At 45.1% G+C, this 21,781-nt stretch carries 19 protein-coding genes; 14 read left to right on the top strand and 5 right to left on the bottom strand.

Annotated features, from left to right (window positions below; translation table 11 throughout):
• Positions 1-55: 55 nt before the first annotated feature.
• On the bottom strand, positions 56-910 hold the full coding sequence (locus P403_RS0111285) for a S1-like domain-containing RNA-binding protein (RefSeq protein ID WP_029332740.1): 855 nt from the start codon (positions 908-910) through the stop codon (positions 56-58).
• A 535-nt stretch (positions 911-1,445) separates the two neighbouring features.
• Here P403_RS0111285 and P403_RS0111275 point away from each other — a divergent pair.
• The 6 genes from P403_RS0111275 to P403_RS0111250 all read left to right on the top strand — a co-directional run bounded on the left by P403_RS0111275 (position 1,446) and on the right by P403_RS0111250 (position 8,926).
• Positions 1,446-1,751, top strand: a complete 306-nt coding sequence (locus tag P403_RS0111275) for a hypothetical protein (RefSeq protein ID WP_029332739.1) — start codon at positions 1,446-1,448, stop codon at positions 1,749-1,751.
• A gap of 39 nt (positions 1,752-1,790) precedes the next feature.
• Entirely contained in the window at positions 1,791-2,048 is a 258-nt protein-coding gene (locus P403_RS0111270) for a hypothetical protein (protein WP_029332738.1), read from the top strand.
• Positions 2,049-2,125: 77 nt separating this feature from the next.
• A complete protein-coding gene (locus P403_RS0111265) occupies positions 2,126-2,824 on the top strand; it encodes a lysophospholipid acyltransferase family protein (protein ID WP_029332737.1) in 699 nt (232 codons plus the stop codon).
• A gap of 1 nt (position 2,825) precedes the next feature.
• Positions 2,826-4,718, top strand: coding sequence for an ABC-F family ATP-binding cassette domain-containing protein (locus tag P403_RS0111260; RefSeq protein ID WP_029332736.1), 1,893 nt, complete (start codon positions 2,826-2,828; stop codon positions 4,716-4,718).
• Positions 4,719-5,281: 563 nt separating this feature from the next.
• Complete coding sequence (locus P403_RS0111255; protein ID WP_029332735.1) at positions 5,282-7,123, top strand: GGDEF domain-containing protein; 1,842 nt, start codon at positions 5,282-5,284, stop codon at positions 7,121-7,123.
• Positions 7,124-7,135: 12 nt separating this feature from the next.
• The gene (locus tag P403_RS0111250; protein ID WP_029332734.1) at positions 7,136-8,926 is read left to right on the top strand and encodes a GGDEF domain-containing protein; all 1,791 of its coding nucleotides are present in this window, start codon (positions 7,136-7,138) and stop codon (positions 8,924-8,926) included.
• A 58-nt stretch (positions 8,927-8,984) separates the two neighbouring features.
• On the opposite strand, the gene P403_RS0111245 is transcribed toward P403_RS0111250, so the two are convergent.
• The 3 genes from P403_RS0111245 to P403_RS0111235 are packed head-to-tail and all read right to left on the bottom strand — an operon-like array spanning position 8,985 to position 11,258.
• Positions 8,985-9,629: a hypothetical protein gene (locus tag P403_RS0111245; RefSeq protein WP_029332733.1), complete on the bottom strand. Its 645-nt coding sequence runs from the start codon at positions 9,627-9,629 to the stop codon at positions 8,985-8,987.
• On the bottom strand, positions 9,626-10,798 hold the full coding sequence (locus P403_RS0111240; protein ID WP_029332732.1) for a DEAD/DEAH box helicase: 1,173 nt from the start codon (positions 10,796-10,798) through the stop codon (positions 9,626-9,628). Before P403_RS0111240 ends, P403_RS0111245 begins: the two co-directional genes overlap by 4 nt.
• 28 nt (positions 10,799-10,826) lie before the next feature.
• Complete coding sequence (locus tag P403_RS0111235) at positions 10,827-11,258, bottom strand: hypothetical protein (protein WP_029332731.1); 432 nt, start codon at positions 11,256-11,258, stop codon at positions 10,827-10,829.
• Between the two features lie 347 nt (positions 11,259-11,605).
• On the opposite strand from P403_RS0111235, the gene pflB reads away from it, so the two are divergent.
• From pflB to abc-f, 3 genes are all read left to right on the top strand, one after another.
• Positions 11,606-13,855 carry a formate C-acetyltransferase gene (gene pflB, locus P403_RS0111230; RefSeq protein WP_034801183.1) on the top strand — a complete coding sequence of 750 codons (2,250 nt, stop codon included), beginning with the start codon at positions 11,606-11,608 and terminating at the stop codon, positions 13,853-13,855.
• A gap of 24 nt (positions 13,856-13,879) precedes the next feature.
• The gene (gene pflA / locus P403_RS0111225) at positions 13,880-14,599 is read left to right on the top strand and encodes a pyruvate formate-lyase-activating protein (protein ID WP_029332729.1); all 720 of its coding nucleotides are present in this window, start codon (positions 13,880-13,882) and stop codon (positions 14,597-14,599) included.
• A 272-nt stretch (positions 14,600-14,871) separates the two neighbouring features.
• A complete protein-coding gene (gene abc-f / locus P403_RS0111220) occupies positions 14,872-16,548 on the top strand; it encodes a ribosomal protection-like ABC-F family protein (protein ID WP_029332728.1) in 1,677 nt (558 codons plus the stop codon).
• A gap of 172 nt (positions 16,549-16,720) precedes the next feature.
• Here the strand turns inward: abc-f and rsgA are convergent, their stop codons facing one another.
• The gene (gene rsgA, locus P403_RS0111215) at positions 16,721-17,770 is read right to left on the bottom strand and encodes a ribosome small subunit-dependent GTPase A (protein WP_029332727.1); all 1,050 of its coding nucleotides are present in this window, start codon (positions 17,768-17,770) and stop codon (positions 16,721-16,723) included.
• A gap of 269 nt (positions 17,771-18,039) precedes the next feature.
• On the opposite strand from rsgA, the gene P403_RS0111210 reads away from it, so the two are divergent.
• From P403_RS0111210 to P403_RS0111190, 5 genes are read left to right on the top strand one after another with little or no spacing between them, the layout of a single operon-like run.
• Complete coding sequence (locus tag P403_RS0111210) at positions 18,040-18,420, top strand: lmo0954 family membrane protein (RefSeq protein WP_029332726.1); 381 nt, start codon at positions 18,040-18,042, stop codon at positions 18,418-18,420.
• Positions 18,421-18,450: 30 nt separating this feature from the next.
• On the top strand, positions 18,451-19,065 hold the full coding sequence (locus P403_RS0111205) for a hypothetical protein (RefSeq protein WP_029332725.1): 615 nt from the start codon (positions 18,451-18,453) through the stop codon (positions 19,063-19,065).
• Between the two features lie 57 nt (positions 19,066-19,122).
• Positions 19,123-19,842: a cell wall-active antibiotics response protein LiaF gene (gene liaF / locus P403_RS0111200; protein ID WP_029332724.1), complete on the top strand. Its 720-nt coding sequence runs from the start codon at positions 19,123-19,125 to the stop codon at positions 19,840-19,842.
• Positions 19,839-20,864, top strand: a complete 1,026-nt coding sequence (locus P403_RS0111195; RefSeq protein ID WP_034801180.1) for a sensor histidine kinase — start codon at positions 19,839-19,841, stop codon at positions 20,862-20,864. The genes liaF and P403_RS0111195 overlap by 4 nt, the downstream gene beginning before the upstream one ends.
• Positions 20,861-21,490, top strand: a complete 630-nt coding sequence (locus P403_RS0111190) for a response regulator (RefSeq protein WP_029332722.1) — start codon at positions 20,861-20,863, stop codon at positions 21,488-21,490. The genes P403_RS0111195 and P403_RS0111190 overlap by 4 nt, the downstream gene beginning before the upstream one ends.
• The last annotated feature ends 291 nt before the right edge of the window (positions 21,491-21,781 follow it).

Below are 21,781 nucleotides of genomic sequence, written 5' to 3'. Positions count from 1 at the left end.
ACCAAAATGATGAATTCCTAACTATTTATTCGAAACGTAGGTTCAGTTGGCTAGCTTACTTCGTTAGCCGAATACCCGTTTCATGTTTTTCTATTTTTTTATCTTTCAACAATCGACCTAGAGCACGTTTGAAGGCAGCCTTACTTAGGCCGAATACCTCATCAATCGTCTCAGGAGGTGTCTTATCACCATACGCCATCTGACCGCCATGTTCAAGTAGGTGGTTCAGGATTAAATCCGCATCGATGTCGATTGCCTCGTGAGCACGTGGTCTTGCTGAAAGTAATACTGTACCATCTGGCTTCACATTTGTCACCCGTAATTTCATAACTTCTCCGAGACGCGGCCACCGTTCCATCTCTTGTTCATGTAGAAAACCAATCGATTGATCGTTCACCCAAACGTTGACACCCGGGTCGCGTTGAGCAAAAACAAGTCCTTCGACGTCCATGTTATTCCATTCTTCTGGTGCGGGTTGCGCCTTGAGATTGAAATAGGCATAAGGAGCCGGGTCACCTAACAAACGTAATTTTTGGTCATGTTTCAAACGAATGTAAAGTTCGTCTCCCTCTTCCGGCCAAAATGTCCGGCGTTGCGGAAGATCGTCCAGCGAGACGAGAACATCCTTTTGAATTCCGATGTTCGCAAAAACACCTGTATTGTACCGTGTTCCGTTAATCGGTGCTTTGACGTAATCCTCAAATGACGCTTCCGGAATCGTCATCGATGAGGCGAGACGCCCTTCATTGTCTTGGTAAAGGAATACTTCGACCTCTTCTTCTAGCATGAGCGATTTCGTCTGTTCGTTTTTATGAAGTAAGATATCCTCCGTACCATCACTTAAAAACACACCAAATTCTGCTTCACGCTCTACTTTTAATGTGACAACCTGTCCTGCACGTAGTGCCATTTATCGTCATCTCCTTTCATTAACTTGGTTAAGCTGAAACACTCAACTAACCGTAAGTTCTTTTCATCACCTTCAATACTATACTCTTTTTCAACCTATCTCCGACATCAAATGGAAGCGAACATTTGTGACATTTTTGTGAACGAATCTGATTTAAGTGATTTTTTTGAAAAAAACAGATATGATAAGAGAATAGGAAAAAGAAGGTTTAGTTTTGGTAAATATGGGGGAAAAACTATGTTTCATAACATTCAATCGCGGTCTTTCGCAAGACGCTTTACAAAAACACTAGTATTCGCTTTTTTTGCATTTCTAGCAACGATTGGAATTGTTTTCGCTGAAGGATCGAACAGTACCGACCTTTCTCCGAAGACGCCTGCACTCCAACAAATTGATACACCTTAAAATCTACATCTCATCGTGTAGATTTTTTATTTGTTTCCGAAGTTTTACTGGACGATAAAGGAAATCCTGCTTCGTTAGCGAATTGCTTTACTAGACACACTTAGTAGAGTGACACGAAGGAGGAAGTACTGTGTATTTTTACTTATTTACGACGCTTACGGGTCTCATTAGTACATACCTTAGTTTTATCACGGGATATTATACCGATTCAGTCGGGATTTTCGTCTTCACCCTATCCATTTGTCTTTCACTTTCATCTTTTAGACAATTAATTCGTACGACATATCATGGTTATCATGAGTATATGCAATACCGCCGCGTCAAAAAACAGTTAGAGCGCATGAAGAAACGGGAAAACTCTTATCAATTGTCTTACGAACAAAATGACACAGTCGCATCACTTGCATTATCAACGACAGAACAGCATGATAAATAAAGAGTTTGACTTCATGTTTTTAGGAGGAACCGATTCATTATGAATGAAATACCACTATCCAACGGCTGGACACTTCGTTACTCACCTGTCATCGACTTATGGCTAAAAGAAGATGGTGTTTTACTCGTCGATCATGAAGATAAGGTACGTTTGACACTCATCCTCGATGAAGAGACGATGGAAATCAAACAAATCGATAATACGAATGCCTCGTTTTCTATCGATCCAACGACGAGACGTCTGACATTCGAACTCGGCGAGAGTGAAGAGGAATCCGAACCTCGTTACTGGGAATAAAGAAGAAGACCGGGTGCGATACCTGGTCTTTTTTTGTACAATAATAATACACAGTAAAAAAGGAGTTTGATGCCATCATGTTACGCACGATCATCTGGTTCATTCATTTTGGGCTAGTATTACCTCTTACATTACCATTTTTGCCTGGCGCAAAACGTCGGAAACACGCCGCTCGCTACGCGTATACACAAAAAGTAGCACACGCTTGGGCGAATTCACTCCTTCGCTTAGCTGGAGTGAAAGTCCGTCTGACAGGAGAAGAACATATTCCGTCTGATCAACCTGTCGTCTTCATCGCCAACCACCAAGGGAATTTTGACATCCCGATTTTGCTCGGACATATCGCAAAACCCAAAGCCTTTATTTCGAAAATCGAAGTCAATAAGATTCCAATCGTCAATGTTTGGATGAATTTAATGGGATGTGTCATGATAGACCGAAAAGATCGCCGTCAGTCTTTAAAGGCGATTCGTGCCGGTGTCGAGACAATCAAAGATGGGCAATCGATGATCATCTTCCCGGAAGGTACTCGCTCGAAAGGCGGACCGATTGCTGAGTTCAAAGCAGGGAGCTTCACCCTAGCAACATCTAGTGGTGCACGCGTCGTTCCGATTGCCATTTCAGGAAGCTATCGTGTCATGGAAGAGACTGGTCGGATTCGACCGGCAACTGTCGATGTGACAATCCTTCCTTCCATCGACCCTGCTACAATGACCCAAAAAGAACTCGTCGCTACTGTTGAACAACAAATCAAGCATATTGTAGAAGGAGTCTGACATGCTACTTAAAGTAGATCAATTAAAAAAAGAATTTGCCGATAAAATTGTTTTCGAAGACGTGACATTTTCCGTCACGCCCGGAGACCGGATTGGAATCATCGGTGTCAACGGGACAGGAAAATCGACACTGCTCCATATTTTAGCAGGAAAAGAGACAGCTGATTTCGGTGAACTGCATCATCCAAATGATTACCGGATACGTTTACTTTCACAATCGACGGATTATCCGGAAGATCAAACAGTAATGGAAGTGCTCCTTTCTGGAAACACGCCGACAATCAATGCTTTACGTCATTATGAAACGGCTCGTTTAGCGCTTGAACAAGATCCGACAAATGAAACGTTACTCAAACGATTCATCGATGCCCAAACGGAAATTGATGCCGCAAATGCCTGGGATACGGAGTCTCGCCTTAAAATGATTTTAACGCGGCTCGGCATCACGGACTTAGAAGCAAAAATCGGTTCGTTATCGGGTGGCCAACGGAAGCGCGTCGGCTTAGCAGAAGCTTTGCTCGACGAAGCCGATCTATTACTACTCGATGAGCCAACGAATGAACTTGATGCAGAAACGATCACTTGGCTCGAATCACAGATCAAGGAATACCGTGGAGCGATCCTGCTCATCACCCACGACCGTTATTTCTTGAATCGTGTCACGAATCACATGATGGAAATCGCCAATGGGACGGCCCATTTTTATGTCGGAAACTATGAGTCATTCCTTGAAAAGCGGGCTGAGCGCCGCGAACGGACTGCTTCAATGGAAGAGAAGCGCCAAAACATTTTACGCCGTGAACTCGCTTGGCTACGTCGTGGTGCAAAGGCACGGACGACAAAACAAAAGGCACGGATTCAGCGTGTCGATGCACTCCAAGAACTCTCTTATGAAGAAGAAGAGGCAACACTTGAAGTACAAGTCGGTTCGACACGACTCGGTAAAAAAGTCATCGAAGCAACGGAACTTGGTCATACGTTTGGTGAACGAACACTGTTCGAATCATTTAGCTGGTTATTCGGTCGAAAAGAACGTTATGGCATCGTCGGTCGGAACGGGAGCGGGAAATCGACACTGTTGTCGATTTTAGCGAAGCAACTTGAACCGACACAAGGGGAAGTCGTGCACGGAGAAACGGTCAAAGTCGGGTTTTATGGACAGTTCGCCGAGTTCACGCACCCGGAACGTCGTGTCATTGATGAGGTCGAACGGATCGCCCAGGTAATCACGACACTTGATGGTCAAGAAATCACGGCCAGTCAGATGCTCGAGCAGTTCTTATTCAAACCGGAAGCACAGTATAAGCCGATTGGTAAATTATCCGGTGGCGAAAAGCGTCGACTCAAGTTATTGACGATCTTAATGGATGAACCAAACGTCTTGTTCCTCGATGAGCCGACGAATGATTTAGATACGGAAACGCTATCAGTTCTTGAAGATTATCTCGAGTCCTTCCCCGGGACGGTTATCACGGTCAGTCATGACCGTTATTTCCTCGATCGAGTCGTCGACCGGTTACTTGCGTTCGAGAATAGTACGATTGTCTCTTATTATGGGCAATACACGGACTACCTGGAACAGCGTGAGGATGAGACACCTGAAGCAACTATCGTGACTGAGGTAAAAGAAGTGGTAGCTGCTCCAACGGACATCCCGAAAAAATTGTCTTATCAAGAACAACAAGACTGGACAACGATCGAGACACAGATTGAAGACGCGGAAGCTGCGCTTGAGCAAATCGAACAACAGCTCGCTTCGGCAGGTAGCAATATCGGACAAGTTAATGAACTCTATCAAAAGATTGAGCAAGGAAAAGCCCAACTCGATCAACTGATGGAATATTGGTCTTACTTGTCCGAGAAGATAGAGGCATACGAATCTTATAAAAAATAATTTGACTTTGATTTATCAAAATTAGACGAGAATACGCCCACTTCTAAACGTTCAGGGCGAAGCCCTAGTCTAAGTGGGGGATGAATCGTCTTCGGACAAGGCGTGTCTTCCGACACGTCAATTGTCCGACGCGCTTCGTTTGAAAACAATAAAAATCAGGAATAATCAAAATGTCACGTTCTTTGGAAACTGAAGATATAGGGTTGTGACAGGAAGTTCGTCTGTCACGTAAAATCTTCAACGTCCACCTTGCGGATGACCGAAGTAGCGAAAACCAAGCAGAGTAGGCATCCGCTCAAAAGAAACGGGCAAGATTAACGTTCAACCGTCGGGACGACGGGGTTAGCCTGATCAATTTTCGACCGTTAGGTCGAATAACTCAGGAATCCTCCACCTCTTAGCGAAGCGTAGGTGGAGGTAGTTCAATGTCTGTTTGACCGTATATTTTCCTTCCCGGAAAAAATGCGGTCTTTTTTTCTTATTTTTCAAGTACGTTTTTTCCAAATTGAGGGTAATGACTTATATAGTTAAATTGTTACTTTAATTAGACAGGAGGTTTTCTCATGTCAAAAGCGTTCAAACGAATGACAGGAGGAATCGTCATTTATTTGATTATCTCGTATACCATCCTTCTTTTAATTCCAAACGCATTCGTCATACCCGCAGCCGTCTTTTCAAGCTTTGTCGGCTCTCTATTGATTACGATTGCCGCCATTTTATTTTATAGAAAAACACCTTCACCAGAACTTAAATGGATCCTCATTGCCGTAAGTGCTTATTTCATTGGAGACTTAGGTGGAGTTGTCAGTGGTTACTTTTCACTCACGTCTGTCAATTTGAACGTCCTACTCGACTTTCCCTATACAATCCATCTCTTGACGATTACCATTTTTTTATTCCGTCTTTTAGATATTGAACATTTCCGTTCACAAAAGCTTTTAATTCTTGATTCATTGACACTGTTTACTGTCGCGATGATTGCTAGTTACTTGACGATTTTTAAATACATCCCCGAATATACAAGAACGTTCGCGGAGCAGCTCAGCTGGGATATCTATTCATTCTTGACCATTCTCCTGACTCTTTTCTTTTTCTTACTCTATGCTTCCGGTTTAAAGAAACCGGTCTCGTTGTTCGCTTTTAGTTTTTTGATGGGTGGAACATTTTTGTTAGGTATGATCAACTTTTTATTTTACAGCTTTTTATTGAACGATTTTACTTTTTACGCAATGCTTTTATTACCGCTCTATCCGTTGAGTAGCTATTTTTTCATTAGTTTCCTAGTAACTCGTCATTTACCGATCATCGCTAAACAACAATTATTGTTACTTCGGATTGAACAAATTCTTCGTCCTTCTTTTTCATACGTCTTACTATTACTGTTAATTACCTATGTCACGTTTTCACCTGTCACGACACGCTTCTACTTCATCACAATCGCGACCACTTTTTTACTGTTCTTAACGCGGCAACTTTTTTCTTATCGCGAAAATGTACGCCTTTTACGAGAAACGACTTCGCTACAAGAAAATTTGGAAACGATCGTTTCACAGAAAACGGAGCTTCTTCGGTTACGCGAACAAGAATTCAAGGCACTGTTTCTCTCCTATCCGCAAATGGTACTTGAAGTAAATCAAGCGAGTCACATTCTATCCGGAAATCCTGCAGCCATTCGAGAAGGATGGATGGAGAAGTCATTGAAAGACGAACAGGCCCGTCTTTTCAAACAAGTAATGGAGGCGCTACATGCCAATAAAGGGGTCCCTTCCTTATCAAAAACGTTTTATATCCCCCATGACGAAGAGGACCTCATCTACACGATGACGTCGATTTGTATAGCCGATCAAGAACGTGTCTTTATCATTTTATCCGACGTCACGGAAGATGTTCGCCAAGAACAATGGTTGGAGAAATTAGGAAATCACGACGCTTTGACCCGTTTGCCGAATCGACGCTTTTTTGAAGAACAATTGCAAACTCTCCTCCCTACCCTACGACATGGATCGTTATTGTTTGTTGATTTAGATGGTTTTAAAGCTATCAATGATACGTACGGACATGATGCTGGAGATTTATTACTGCAAGAAACTGCAGACCGGCTACAACAACTAATTCAAGGAGAGGAGCTTGTCGCCCGTTTAGGAGGAGATGAATTCATTTTATTCACCGTTCGAGACGAAGATGAGACGACGGCCTTTGCCAGTAAGTTGCTCGCATCACTCAATGAGCCGTTTTATATTAAAGATCAAACGATGTCTGTCACACCGTCCATCGGAATTTCACTTTATCCGAGTGATGGAAAAAGTTCGAATGTCCTCTTAATCCGTGCAGACGAAGCCATGTATCACATTAAAAATACGAACAAAAATAATTTTCAGTTCGCCGCTCAACTAAAACGCAACTAGGAGGAAACGCATATGCAACGATCCCCCTACTTCATCAGATGGTTCCCTTCACTACTAATCATTTCTTTGATTTTAATTCTCTATTCATATACGCAAGGCTCATTCATGAACCACCTTGTCGAACAAGTTCTAGAATACTTGTCGTTTCTTTTAATCGGACTTTTCATCCTCATCGCCTATAAAAAAGAACGTTCACTCGTCGTGCCAAAGCGAAAATTTTGGATTATCGCCTTCATCTCACTTATCTTCTCGCTAGCTGCTTCGATTTTTGAAACCATTAACTTATTCAGTAATACGCTGTCCTTTCCGAACAGTTATAGCTTAATTTATTTCTCCATATCGCACTATATATTTTTAATCGGGCTTTTTTACCGGATTGCTTCGCAAAAGAGTTTTTCACAACACCTGCTTGCATTCATGGATGCTCTAATCATCGTCGTTTTTTTAGGACTTGCTGCTTTTCATACATTAAGCGAGCTGGCCGACCCGGCAACTAGTACGTTCCCGTACGATATGATCGTCGTCCTCAACACTTCACTTGGATTGTTTGTTTTCTTCTACTTCTTTTTTGTTCAAGAAACACACTGGGTTTCCCGAACGACGTTATCTCTATTATTCTTGTCACTGTTCATCCGTGGTATGTATGAAGTATCTGCTGTATACTTTCCAGATTTCACGGAACAATATTTAGTCTTTTCTCCTGTATTGATTCGCCTTGCTCAAAGTGCGGCAATCTTATGGCACCTTGATCACATCACTGAAGGTAAACAAGCGTCTCCTGTCGTTCAGAGAACTTGGCTGCCTTTGCTCGCAATCCCACTATTTTTACATTATGTCATCGAACTCGAAGGTAAAAAGTTTGATGTATTCATCATCTTATTGTTACTGATCATTCGACAAATCATCATCGCTCGGCAGCATACGTTGCTCGTACAAAAGTTAAACGAGCGAAACGAACAGTTAGCCGAACGCATCGAACATCGGATCCGGCAAATCAAAGAAAGTGAGCAACAAGTCCTGCCACTGTTTTCAAGTCACCCTGATCCAATCATCCGCTTTGATCAAAACGAAACAGCGACGTATGCCAATCTTGCGGCTCAAGCAACGTTTAAGCTTTCTGCCTTATCCATCGAAGTACCTACTCACTCAGTCTTACATCTTCAGTCTTCCTTACAGCTTGATTCCAATCGTTATCTCGATGAATCCAATCGCCAATATGAATTAACAAAAATCCCTATCCACATCGCTTCAAAATCAGTCGGTCACTTTTTAGTCTTACACGACGTAACAGAACAAAAGGAGCGGCAACAACGGATTGAATACCACGCGTTTCATGATGTCTTGACTGGAATCGGCAACCGTCGTTCGCTCGAACGAACATTCCTATCATTGAAAAGTTCCGTAAACTATCTTGCTTTACTCGATTTAGATGGCTTCAAGCTAGTAAACGATACGTACGGACACGAAGCCGGCGATTACGTTTTAATTGAAGTCGCTCGCCGAATGGATCATGAACTTGAAGGCGATGAATCAATTTATAGACTAGGAGGCGATGAATTTGCATTACTGACTTCGGCTGAAGATGAATTCTCACTCCGGCGTCGTTGTAAACACTTCTTGCACCTATTACGTCGCCCTTATGTTTATAAAGGGCAAACGTTACATGTCTCGGCCAGCATCGGAGTCGCTCCTTTTTTCGAAAACGATGATTTAGAAAGTTGGCTGAAACATGCTGATCTCGCCATGTATCGCATCAAAAACCGTGAAAAAAATGACATTGCACTGTACCATCAAGATTTTTAAACGAACAAACGTCCATTCACCCTGCACTAGGGTTGAATAGACGTTTGTTTTTTTACTATTATGCTTCAGGTCGTGGTGTAATGTTTCCCTCTTCGATATCGAGTAATAAGTCAATCAACTCTGCACAAAATTCAGGATACTGACGCAGCAATGCGTCGTCACCGACTTCATCGACAAAATCAGCTAAAAGAACACGCACTTCAGGTACAAGTGCCCGTGCAACCTTCATATAGGCGATTGCGAATCGCCATTTGCCTGAAATGTAGAGAAGTTTGCCGACTAACATATCGCCAACCGCAACGTCAATCTCTGTCAAATCGGTCTGATACGTTTGTTCCGACATGATGTCGAAGACGCCATCTTCTTTTACAAGGAAAAGCGACGGAACAGGATCGGCCAGTCCTCTTAAGGCACGATACAGACTTTGAGACATGTCTTCTTTGACTTGTTCTAAAAAACGACCATGCGGTGTTTTCCCTTGTTCATCGGTCTCATAAAAAATCGCCCAATCGACGAACAAGTCTCGGAATAACTCAGCATCTTTTAAATACCAACGTCCTTCCGTCGCGATTTCTTCGATAAATGCGACCCAATCGGTGCTTCGAGCAGTGGCTGCCTCTTGATATAAAGTTTTGAGCGCTGTGTTCATCTCTGCTTCGGATACAGTCGTCGGAAACGGGATAATCTTTCGCTCACTTTTCATCGCGTTGATCCTTTCCGGTGTGGTTTCGCCGGACTTTTAAGTGCTTCGGGTTCCATGACTTCACGTTTTGGAATCAATTCCCCGCCATAAATCTCCATTGGTTCAATTTCCACACCCATTTGTTTCGCTAATGTTTTCAGGTGTTTTAAATCATGATCCGTGACGAGCGCAAGGACCATACCTGACGCGTTCCCACGTCCTGTTCGACCTGAGCGGTGGACAAAATCATCAAGGGATTCCGGTAAATCATAATGCACAACATGCGTCACGGCATCAATGTCTAGACCGCGTGCAGCAAGACCGGTCGTGACGAGTAACGGAAACTCTCCCCGTTTATACGAACGTAACGTCTCCATCCGTTCTCTTTTCCCTTTTTCGGCATCTAAAATCCGGTATTTCAATGAAAACTTGCTTAATTCACCGTTTAACGGACCGAGGAATGAGCGGTTGTTAATAAACGTCAACACTTTAACTTGTTGCATATTAGACAAACGACGTAACATTTCCGGTTTCAGGCGACGGGATGTTTCGATGTAACCAAACTTGACTCGTGACGTCTCCGTTCGTTCGACTCGGATGACTTCCGGTTCGTTCGACAGTGTCCGTCCCCATTCTGCCGTCCGTTCAGGCAATGTTGCTGAAACGAGTGCTAACTGACGGTCACGAAGCGCACTGTTCGCGATTCGTGTCGCCGAGGCGCTCATTCCACTTTCGTAGATTTGATCAGCTTCATCTAAAACAATCAATTTCACTTTATGCATCTTCAACTTTTTCGAGTCAATCAATTCGACTAAACGTCCGGGTGTCCCGACAATGATTTGCGGCTTTTTCTTGAGACGCTCATATTGACGTTTTAACTCAACACCACCGATGAACGCACCTGACTTAATTCCACTTCCTTGGGCAAACAATTGGATGACTTGATGAATTTGCATGACCAGTTCTCGTGTCGGTGCCGTGATCGCGACTTGAACGTGTGGTTCATTCGGATCGATGCGCTCGAGGGCCGGAATGACATAAGCGAGCGTTTTCCCAGTTCCTGTCGGTGCTTCGACCAAAACATCTTTCCCCTCACGGATTAGAGGAATAGCTTGTTCTTGGACGGGCATCATTTGTTCAAAGCGTGCTCGTTCCCACGCTTCATTAATAAAAGGTTTCATAAAATTCATAACGTATCTTCTCCTACTCTCTTGTTCATCATTCGGTTACGTATTCAAAACGATCATCAGTTTCAGTTTTAATACCGCGTAACGTCTGCGTATACTCATTTCCGGAATCGATTAACCGAATATGAAAAACGATTTCCGTCTCACTTTGTTGATCTGCACTTAACACTTCGAAACCTTGCGCCATTCGGTCTTGCAACTCAACAGCAAGTGTTTCAAAACCAGCAAGTACTGGATAAGTTGCTCTGACATCGATTGGGCGTCGAACTAAACGCGCGAGATACTTCTCGTCGTAACCGATAAAGTCCTCGAAATCAAAATCGTCTTCAAACCGGAGCCAAAACCCGTCGTCTTCAAACTCGGTGATCATTCCGATCCGTTCCGTTCCTTCAGTTGATACTTTTAGGGAAACCCAGTCCCCTGTTCGATAATCTGCTTGCTCTTTTAATGGCGAAAACTCCATTCACTCCACCTCCACGTTCTATATTCCCTTTTTCATTGTCAACGATACGTCCTAAAAATACAAGGTAGCGCCGCGTGACTTTTATCACACTAGCTTCTGTCTCTATCCATCCTACCGTAAATTAATGGTACAGCTACAGACAAAGCCTTTCATAGCAGTCGTTTTCTGTTTTTTGAACACGGGACACTAACTGATACAATTTACTGTGAAGTAAGTCATAGCAACACTTTTACATTTGTTAAAAGATTCACATATACGTAAAACCTCTACCTTGAATTGTTTGTTACACTATTCACATAAGAGATGTATCAAGAACCACTGACCTTACTAATGAAGGAGTGTTGATGATGTTACTTGAAAAAACACAAGCATGGCAACGATTCGAAAGTGGAGAATGGATGGAAAAGATTGATGTCGCTGATTTCATCCGACGCAATCGCTCAGAATACACAGGAGACGATCAGTTCCTCGCCGGTCCGACCGATGCAACGAACACGTTATGGCAACAAATCATGCAGTTGACAGAAGAAGAACGCATTCGTGGTGGCGTCTATGCCGTTGATGCTGCGATCCCATCCTCGATTCTTTCGCACGGCCCAGGTTATCTCAATCCTGAACTCGAAAAAATCGTGGGTCTACAGACCGATGAACCATTCAAACGTTCGATTCATCCGAACGGTGGTATCCGAATGGTCAACGATGCCTTAGAAGCGTACGGTTTTAAATCAGATGACACTGTTACACAGATTTTTAGCGAGTACCGTAAAACGCATAATCAAGGGGTTTTCGATGCGTATACGCCCGAAATGCGCGCTGCCCGTAAAGCCGGTATCATCACTGGACTTCCTGATGCTTACGGTCGCGGACGGATCATCGGTGACTACCGTCGCGTCGCTCTTTATGGAACAGCTCACCTCATTGCTGCAAGAAAAGCGGATTTGAAAGCACACGGTGGATTTCTATCAGAAGCGATGATTCGTGACCGCGAGGAGATGAACGAACAACTCCGCGCCCTTCACGAACTGACAGAACTCGGTAAACGTTACGCATGTGACCTATCACGACCAGCTGAAACGGCCCAAGAAGCATTCCAGTGGGTCTATCTTGCTTATCTCGCAGCAATCAAAGAACAAAACGGAGCAGCGATGTCGCTCGGGCGCGTTTCGACCTTCCTTGATATTTATATCGAACGTGACTTGCAGACGGGTCGATTGTCAGAAGCGAGTGCGCAAGAACTTGTCGACCACTTCGTGATGAAACTTCGGATCGTCAAGTTCCTTCGGACACCCGATTACAACGAACTCTTTTCAGGTGACCCAACGTGGGTAACAGAATCAATCGGCGGCATGAGTGAAGATGGTCGCTCGAACGTCACAAAAAGTTCGTTCCGTTTCTTGCAGACACTCGTCAACCTTGGTCCGGCACCTGAACCGAACTTAACTGTTTTATGGTCACCAAAACTTCCACGTGGTTTCAAAGAATTTTGTGCGAAGATGTCCATCCTGTCTAGTTCGATCCAATATGAAAATGATGACTTGATGCTTCCGATTTACGGTGATGATTACGGGATTGCTTGTTGTGTCTCCGCAATGAAAATCGGTAAACAAATGCAATTCTTCGGGGCCCGGGCGAACTTAGCAAAAGCCTTACTCTATACGTTGAACGGTGGTGTCGACGAAAAACTCAAAATTCAAGTCGCCCCTCCTTCCGACTTGATTTTAGATGACGTGCTCGATTACGAAACCGTCATGGCCGCCTATGATAAACAACTGGACTGGTTAGCTGAGCTCTATGTCAATACACTGAATGTCATTCACTTCATGCATGATAAATATAGTTACGAGCGCATTGAAATGGCCCTCCACGACCCTGAAATTTTACGGACGATGGCTTGTGGGATTGCCGGATTATCGGTTGTCGCCGATAGTCTGTCAGCGATTCGTTATGCTAAAGTCACACCAATCCGCGATACGGATGGTATTACAGTCGACTTTAAAATCGAAGGAGATTTCCCGAAATTCGGAAATAACGATGATCGTGTCGATCAAATGGCCGTCGATCTCGTCGAACTCTTTATGGAAAAAATCCGGAAACATCCAACGTATCGTGATGCTTTACCAACCCAATCTGTTCTGACGATCACGTCAAACGTCGTGTACGGTAAGAAAACCGGGAATACACCCGATGGTCGTCGCGCTGGCGAACCGTTCGCACCGGGCGCAAATCCAATGCACGGACGTGACACACGTGGTGCAGTCGCTGCGTTGACTTCTGTCGGCAAATTACCTTATGAGCATGCTTTAGATGGTATTTCCTACACGTTCTCCATCGTTCCGAAAGCACTCGGAAAAGATGAAACAACACGTATCAACAATACAGTCGGTCTACTCGACGGCTACATGGGCGGCACGACTACCCGTGGTCATCACTTAAACGTCAACGTGTTCGACCGCGCCACTTTACTCGATGCGATGGAGCATCCAGAACTTTATCCCCAGTTGACGATTCGTGTATCAGGTTATGCCGTCAACTTCATTAAGTTGACACGCGAACAACAAATCGATGTCATCAACCGGACATTCCACGGTGCACTTTAACTTTTCTGAAAGGACTTGATCACTATGACTTACGGGACGGTTCATTCTGTCGAATCTTGTGGGACTGTCGATGGTCCCGGTATTCGTTTCATCGTCTTTACGCAAGGATGCCCACTACGTTGCCAATATTGCCACAATGCGGACACCTGGGAATTCGGTTGTGGCCGAAAAGTATCATCGGAAGAAATCATCAAAGAAGCGAACAGCTATCGTTCCTTCTTTGACGCAACGGGTGGAGGGGTGACCTTCTCCGGCGGCGAACCGTTGGCTCAACCTGAGTTTTTAGAAGCCTCACTGCGTGAAGCAAAACGAAACGGCTTGCATACCGTCATCGATACAGCAGGTTCGGTCGTCCCGAAAAACCTGGATCAAATCCTAGACTATACAGATCTGGTCTTACTCGATATCAAGCACATCGATGATGCGACGTGCCGGATTTTGACCGGGCGAAGTAACGTCAATACGCTAGCCTTCGCAAAATTGCTCGCAGAACGAAACATTCCCGTTTGGATTCGCCATGTCCTTGTCCCCGGCGTGACGATGACGGAAACGTTTTTACGTCAGACAGGTGAATTCATTCGAACACTCGGAAATGTCGAACGGGTCGAGGTCCTCCCCTATCATCAATTAGGTGTCTATAAATGGGAGGCGCTCGGACTCGAATATGCACTAAAAGATGTCTTACCGCCTACCGCGGAGGAAACGTTTGCCGCGCAAGAGCTACTCAACTCGTACTTGTCATGATCGGTGTGACTTGATAGACTGAACACATAGTCTATGAACAGGAGGTACAATACCGAAATGAAGCAATCACTCGCTAACGTCTAATGATGAATGAACTCATCACTTTCGCAATCGCTTGCGGATGACTGACGCTACGAGTCTGCTCAATTTCGGTATTTCCCTATTTCAGGTGGATACCTTCTTTGAATTGCACTCCCGCACACCATCCGTACGCTCAGGATGGTGTGTTTTCATTTCATCTCAACCGAAATGAAACAAAGGGAGCTGAGCTTATGCCAACTGAAGTATTATCCATCCATGATTTACAAATCGATTTTGCCGGGCAGTGTCTTTTCCACGATGTCACGTTCTCCATCCGCGACGGCGAACACGTCGCCTTGGTCGGACCGAACGGCGTTGGAAAAACGACGCTCTTGCGCGCCATCCTAAAAGAAATCATCCCGACGACCGGGACAATCCATCGCACGTATGACCGGCTTGGGCTCTTAGCCCAACAAATCGAACCCTCAACAAGTGTAGCCATTCAAATCGTCGAACAGGCGGATGTAACCCGTTACGACTTACGTGAACGTGCCTTGACCACTGAGTCCGTGGACGACTATCAAGCTGCCGTTGACGCAGATGCCTTCACGCTTGAAGCCGATGCGAGACGTGTCCTGAAAGAAGTTCAACTCGAGCAGTCTCTTTGGTTTCAGCCTTTAAACACACTGAGCGGCGGCGAACAGACCCGGATTCAACTTGCATGTCTACTGTTAAAGAAACCGGACTTCATCCTGCTTGATGAACCGACCAACCATTTAGATGAAGACACACTTGAGTGGCTCGTCGCGTGGACACGTCAAACGAAGACGACGATGCTCTATGTTTCACATGAGCGTGCCTTTATCGATGCGACAGCTGACGCCGTCATTGAATTGACGGAAGCAGGAGCGGCGCGTTACGAAGGAAATTATGAGACGTACCGGATGTTAAAGGAACACGAACGGACTGCACAGTGGCATCAATATGAGAAACAAGAACGAACACGAAAAGAACTCACCCGGATGATTGGTCAATATCAAAATTGGCATCAAAAAGCGATGGCTAGTGCGAGTGAACGAGATCCGTATGCGAAAAAAAAGGCTGCGAAACATGCGACAAAAGTCAAAGCAAAAGAAAACCAGCTCGATCGCCTACTAGAACACCGGGTCAAAAAACCGGAAACGCCATCCTCCGTCCATGTCAGATTCGAAACAGAAGATTTTTTAGCGAAGCGTCTCGTTTCAGTTGATGCTCTCTCATTCGACTATTCGCACCGGCAACTCTTTCATGACGTGTCGTTCTCCATTCAACGAGGGGACCGAATCGCGTTGATTGGTCGAAACGGTTCTGGGAAAACGACGTTGTTACGCCTTTTACTCGGAGAATTGTCGCCAACTGCCGGTACTGTCACACATCATCCGGCTTTAAAAATCGGTTACTTTTCTCAAGTTCTCTCCACCTTACCGAAGACCGGTACACTACTTGATGCCTTGCTTGAGACGAGTGAGATTTCGGAAACAGATGCCCGGACGCTACTCGCCTGCTTTTTATTCCGACGGGAGACCGTCCATAAGCCAATCGCTGAAGCGAGTATGGGCGAGAAATGCCGGATCGCCTTTTTACGTCTTTATTTTTCCGGCGCGCATTTACTCATCCTCGACGAACCGACGAATTACCTTGATCTTGCGACACGGGAACAAATCGAAGCGGCACTCGAAGTTTTTCCCGGTGAGTTGCTGTTTGTTTCCCATGACCGTTATTTTACCGATCGTTTATCAAATCGAACGATTTCCTTGACCGATGACTTCACAGTCCATCCTGTCGGGACAAAGGATTTACGAGAACAACGTGTCTCTGATTCGGATGGAATACGTGCTGACTTAAGGCGTTTAAACGAATTGACCGGCGAAATCGACTTTGATGCGTAATTGATGGAAGTCACATCACGAACTGATTTTTAGCACGATGATAAAAGAATGCTAACTTAAAAAGAAATACGGTACTTTTCCATGCGCCTACCACGTGCGTATCTAATTACCGCGAACAAAAAAAACGCTGATGATTCCCTGTAAAGAACGGGAACATCGGCGTTTCGTTTACTTATCTTTTTTGATACTTTAATTTTGTATGTGCCTGTGCGTTTTTCTGAATTTTCTTCCATTTTTCTTTTTCGGCAGCTTGTAGCGCTACACTTTGCTTCCGTTCAGCATAGGCAATTTCCCGTTGCAGCTTCAGATAACTTTCCCAGCGTTCGTGCGGAAGACTTCCTTCTTCCAATGCTTGGCGGACTTGACACCCGGGTTCATTACCATGTTGGCAATCCCGGAAACGACAGTTTTCAGCGAGCGACTCAATATCAGAAAAAGTCGAAGTCAGCCCGTCACTCCCGTCCCATAGCCCCAGTTCACGCATACCTGGTGTGTCGACGAGCAATAATCCATTCGCTAATCGTTTGAGTTCACGGTGCGTCGTCGTATGACGTCCACGTTGATCGTCTTCTCGCACGCCCCCTGTTTCCATCAGCTGTTCATCTGCTAACGCATTAACGAGTGTCGATTTCCCAACACCGGATGAACCGACGAGGACAATCGTCTCACGTGGTTCGAGAACTTCCCGAAGACTTTCTAACCCGTCACCGGTCAACGAATCAATCGCAAAATAAGGTGTCCCGAAGGCAATCCCTTCAATCTCAGCCAACTCTGACTCGACGGAGTCCATCAGACTTCGTTTCGTCAACACAATGATTGGCTTGACCCCAGCTTCCCAGGCGACCGTTAAATAACGTTCCAGTCGTCTAATGTTAAAATCATGTCCGAATGCCATGACGAGCAACGCTACGTCAACATTCGCACAAATGATTTGTTCTTCGACTTCCGTACCTGCTGCTTTTCTTGAGAATTGTGAGGTCCGCGGAAGAACTTGCTCAATCCGTCCTAATCCCGCTTCTCGCTCTGTCTGGATGATCCAATCCCCTACTGCGGGAAGATCTGCTTTCGTCAATGCCTCAAAGCGCATCTTTCCAGATAATTCACTAAGCGTCTCGCCAGCAGCCGTCATGACACGATACTGTTTTTGAAAGACTGCAGTGATCCGTCCTAAATTTTCATGTTCTCCTGCCTCATGTGCAGGCGGTTTACCCCATTCGTTCAAATGGTTTCCTCCTCTAATTTAAGGGAGGGAAACCCCTCCCTGTTCTCCAGTACGTGTTTGATTTACGTTGATTTGCACATTCATAAACCTCACTCCTCTCCAGTAACTTCCTCCGTATTTTACCATACATAGCCGCTTCAAAACCGTTAGGTGATAAAGTCAGACCTTACTACTCCGCCTCAAGGCCGAGACGAATACGGTCCGAGGGGCGTCGTCGTTTTTCTTACCATCCTTTATCATAAAGGTATCAAGTAAAAGGAGGCTTCATCATGAAGCAATCAAAAGGCAAACAGGCTTTGATGATACTTGCTGGTATCGCTCTTCTCGCAGTCGTCATCGGGACACTCCCACATATGATCGGACTCGGGCTCGGTGGACTGCTTGCATTTTACGCCATCAGTAAGTTTATCCGTTCCACAAAAGTCATCGCAAAAATCGGTTTTGGTTTACTCGCAGCAGTCGGAATCGGCTTAGCCCTTTCAAACATTTGGGCAGTATTCGGTATCGCGGCAGCACTTGCCCTCTACATCGGTTACATGCGGATGAAGATGGAACGTGTGAACCCAAACGACTTATTTTCTCGCCGTCGTCGGTCAAACGCGTCTCATTTTGAGGCAGATTGGAAAGATCTCGATCAAAAACGCTTTTAATCGCTACTTATACTCAAGGAGGAATTCACGATGAAGAACGTATTCGACCAACTCAATGATTTTGCTAACCAAATGATGACGGAAGTCAAAAAGGCAGCCGAGCAAGGTGAAGTCCCTGCCAAAAAATTAGTCCGTCATATCCGGATTACCGAATCTGATTTAAAAGAAATCGACCGGCTACTCGAACGTCAACGGTCACTCCTAAGCGAACTCACACAAAAACAAGATGAAGCAAAAGAGCTTGCTGATAAGCGTTTTGCCCAAGTCGAAATCGCTAAACAAGCTGAAGAGCAGGAACTTGCAGAACGCGCCGCTATCGAATCCAAACATTACGGTGAACAGTTCCGTTTCTTCGAAGAGTTGATTGTTGAAACGAAACGGGAATTGACGCAACTTGAACGGGAAGCACTGGAGTTGAAACTTAAACTCGAAGACTTGCAAAATAAACGCTATGAGTGGATGATGCGGGAAAACGTTTCTAATTTAAAATCAAAGATGAACCAGGTGCTAGAACGCGAACCAAATGCTACTATTAAACAAGAAGAACATCCGTTTACGGCAGCAGAACCGGATGTCGAAGAACAAACACCAGAAGACGACATCGATTCACGTATTGCGGAACTCGAACGTCGCTTCCAAAAATAAGTATTTTGACGAAGGAGGCCTTTGCCTCCCTTTGTCATGTCAGGGAGGAGATTGATCGTGCGACGATTAAGTACAAAACAATTAGTCGGCTACGTGTCGATCCTATTCGCGCTCGGATTATTTTATGATTTGATGACTGGAGCCGGAAACGTCTTATTTGGAATCTTATTCCCGTTCTTATTGTATTATGTCGGGATTCATTTCCGGCGTCGCGGTCATGAAAAACTGGCCATCTTGTTCTACATCGTCGGTACGATTATCTTAGCTGGAGTCGTCTTGAGCTCGGCAGCTGTCGGATTCGTCATCGCCGGAATTTTGCTATATCTCGGAATTATCCTTGTCACCCGACACTCCGTCCGCGAATTTTTCTTTTCGAAGATTTCACCACGTCTTTATGAAGAAGAAGGCATTACGATCCAACCTGCTTACTCGTTTTCGACGCAGTCTGAGACGCCTTACGTGTTAAAAGACTTGAGTGAACAGTTCATCGTTAAAGATCTAGAAATCGATTTGACGCATGCCTATGTTCCGGAAGGTGAAACACTCATCGTCATCAGTGGTGTCGTCGGAGATGTCCGTATTTTGTTACCTTCCGGATATGACTATACGCTTGATACGTCGATTGGTTTTGGAAGCGTCAAAACAGATGTCCGCCGGATCCCGACATTTTTTAACCGTCGCATTCAGTTCCGGGCACCACAATATGAAGAAGCGACTCGAAAAGTCCGCATTCACGTCATGCTTGGCATCGGTAACGTGGAGGTGACCTCGATATGAAACGTGATCACTTCCCGCTCGGTGTCATTGCGCTCCAAGTATTGACCGGATTTCTGACAGCCGTCGTGACGACTGGTTTGTTTTTAAGTACACGCCAAGTCGATTGGCATGTACTTTTCGTCCGTCAGCAAGATTTACCCGTCCTATTACTCGTCGTCGGATTATCCCTGTTACTTCCGCTCGCAATCGGCAGCATCCACTACTTCTTTTTACGTCGTGACTTCAAACGTGTCACAACCGCCATCATCGAACTCGAGCAAGGAAAAGAAGTCACGATTGTCAACGGACCTTACTTCCACACACTGACCCGCCTCTCACGAATTGGGAAACGAATCGATGAACAGGTCGAGACGGTTCAAAAAATCAGTACACGTCCGCAACACGTCGAACAAGTTCGTGTCCAAGCCATCACGGAAGAACGGAAACGGCTCGCACGTGATCTCCATGACTCCGTCTCCCAACAACTTTATGCCATTTCGATGATGACGACGGCTGCCAAACAAACGATTTTGACGCAACCGGAAACGGCAGCGAAACAAATTGACTTAGTCGAGACGATGGCCCAGACCGCGCAATCAGAAATGCGTTCTTTATTGCTCCAACTACGCCCCGTTGAACTCGAAGGGATGACGTTGCAACAAGGACTAACCCAACTGCTCGAAGAACTATCACGAAAACAATCGACGCAACTGAGCTGGAAACTCGAGCCGATTGAATTACCACGCCCGATTGAAAATGAATTATTCCGCATCGTTCAAGAAGGCTTGACGAATGCTTTACGCCACGCGAAAGCTTCCCATATGAATATCGAATTGCGTCAATTCAATGAGACGATCATCTTGAGTATGAATGACGACGGTGTCGGCTTTATCGTCGACGAGAAAAAACTCGCCTCGTACGGGATCAACTCGATGCGCGAACGTACGGCTGAAATCGGTGGGACGATTCGCCTCGTCAGTGTGCCCGGTCAAGGAACACAGATTGAAGTCAAACTTAGAAAAGAACGGATGGTGCAAGTATGATACGCGTATTATTAGTCGATGACCATGAAATGGTTCGCGCTGGAGTCTCTGCCTTTTTATCGACCCAACCTGATATTGAAGTGGTCGCAGAAGCTGCTGACGGACAAATCGGAGCGAAACTTGCTCTTGAACATCGCCCTGATGTGATTTTGATGGACTTAGTGATGGAGCCGGTCGATGGTGTCGAAGGAACACGCCTGATTCGCGCCGAGTGGCCGGAAGCTAAAATTTTAGTCGTCACAAGTTTCTTAGATGATGAGAAAGTTTATCCCGTCATCGAAGCTGGTGCGATGAGTTACGTCCTAAAAACGGCAAGTGCGTTTGATATTGCAGAAGCAATCCGTAAGACAGCGAGTGGACAGTCTGTCATGGCAGCTCAAGTGACAGGTAAGATGATGGAACGCCTGCGCAAACCTGCTAGTCAACTCCATGATGATTTAACAGAGCGTGAACAAGAAGTCTTACAGTTGATGGCGCGCGGTATGGCCAATCAAGAGATTGCAGATGAACTGTTCATCTCCCTAAAAACGGTCAAAACGCATGTATCAAACATTTTATCGAAACTCGATGTCGTCGATCGGACGCAAGCCGTCGTCTATGCCTTTAAGCACCACATCGTGAAGTAATCTTTTACTTAGTTTTTGCACTCGTTTATGCATCCATTCATTAAAAAAAGGGTCAGCTTATCAAAGCTGACCCTTACGTGTGTAGACAAACTCTTATGAAGAGTGAACAGGCGATATCGAGAAGCAATCCGTTCGCGGTTCTAAGCGATTCAAGACCGATTGCGCTCTAAACCGTCTGCATGCCCGGCTTTCCGTCACGATACTACCTAAAAAGCGTCACGTTTCGTTGACTCCTACGGGAAAAGTGCGTTTTTAACGCACGTTCTGATATGCTCCCCAAAAAGTAGACAG

The sequence above is a fragment of the Exiguobacterium oxidotolerans JCM 12280 genome, assembly GCF_000702625.1.
Taxonomy (GTDB): domain Bacteria; phylum Bacillota; class Bacilli; order Exiguobacteriales; family Exiguobacteriaceae; genus Exiguobacterium_A; species Exiguobacterium_A oxidotolerans.
Note: the sequence above shows the minus strand (reverse complement) of the source record. Positions and strands in the feature narration are given on the sequence as shown.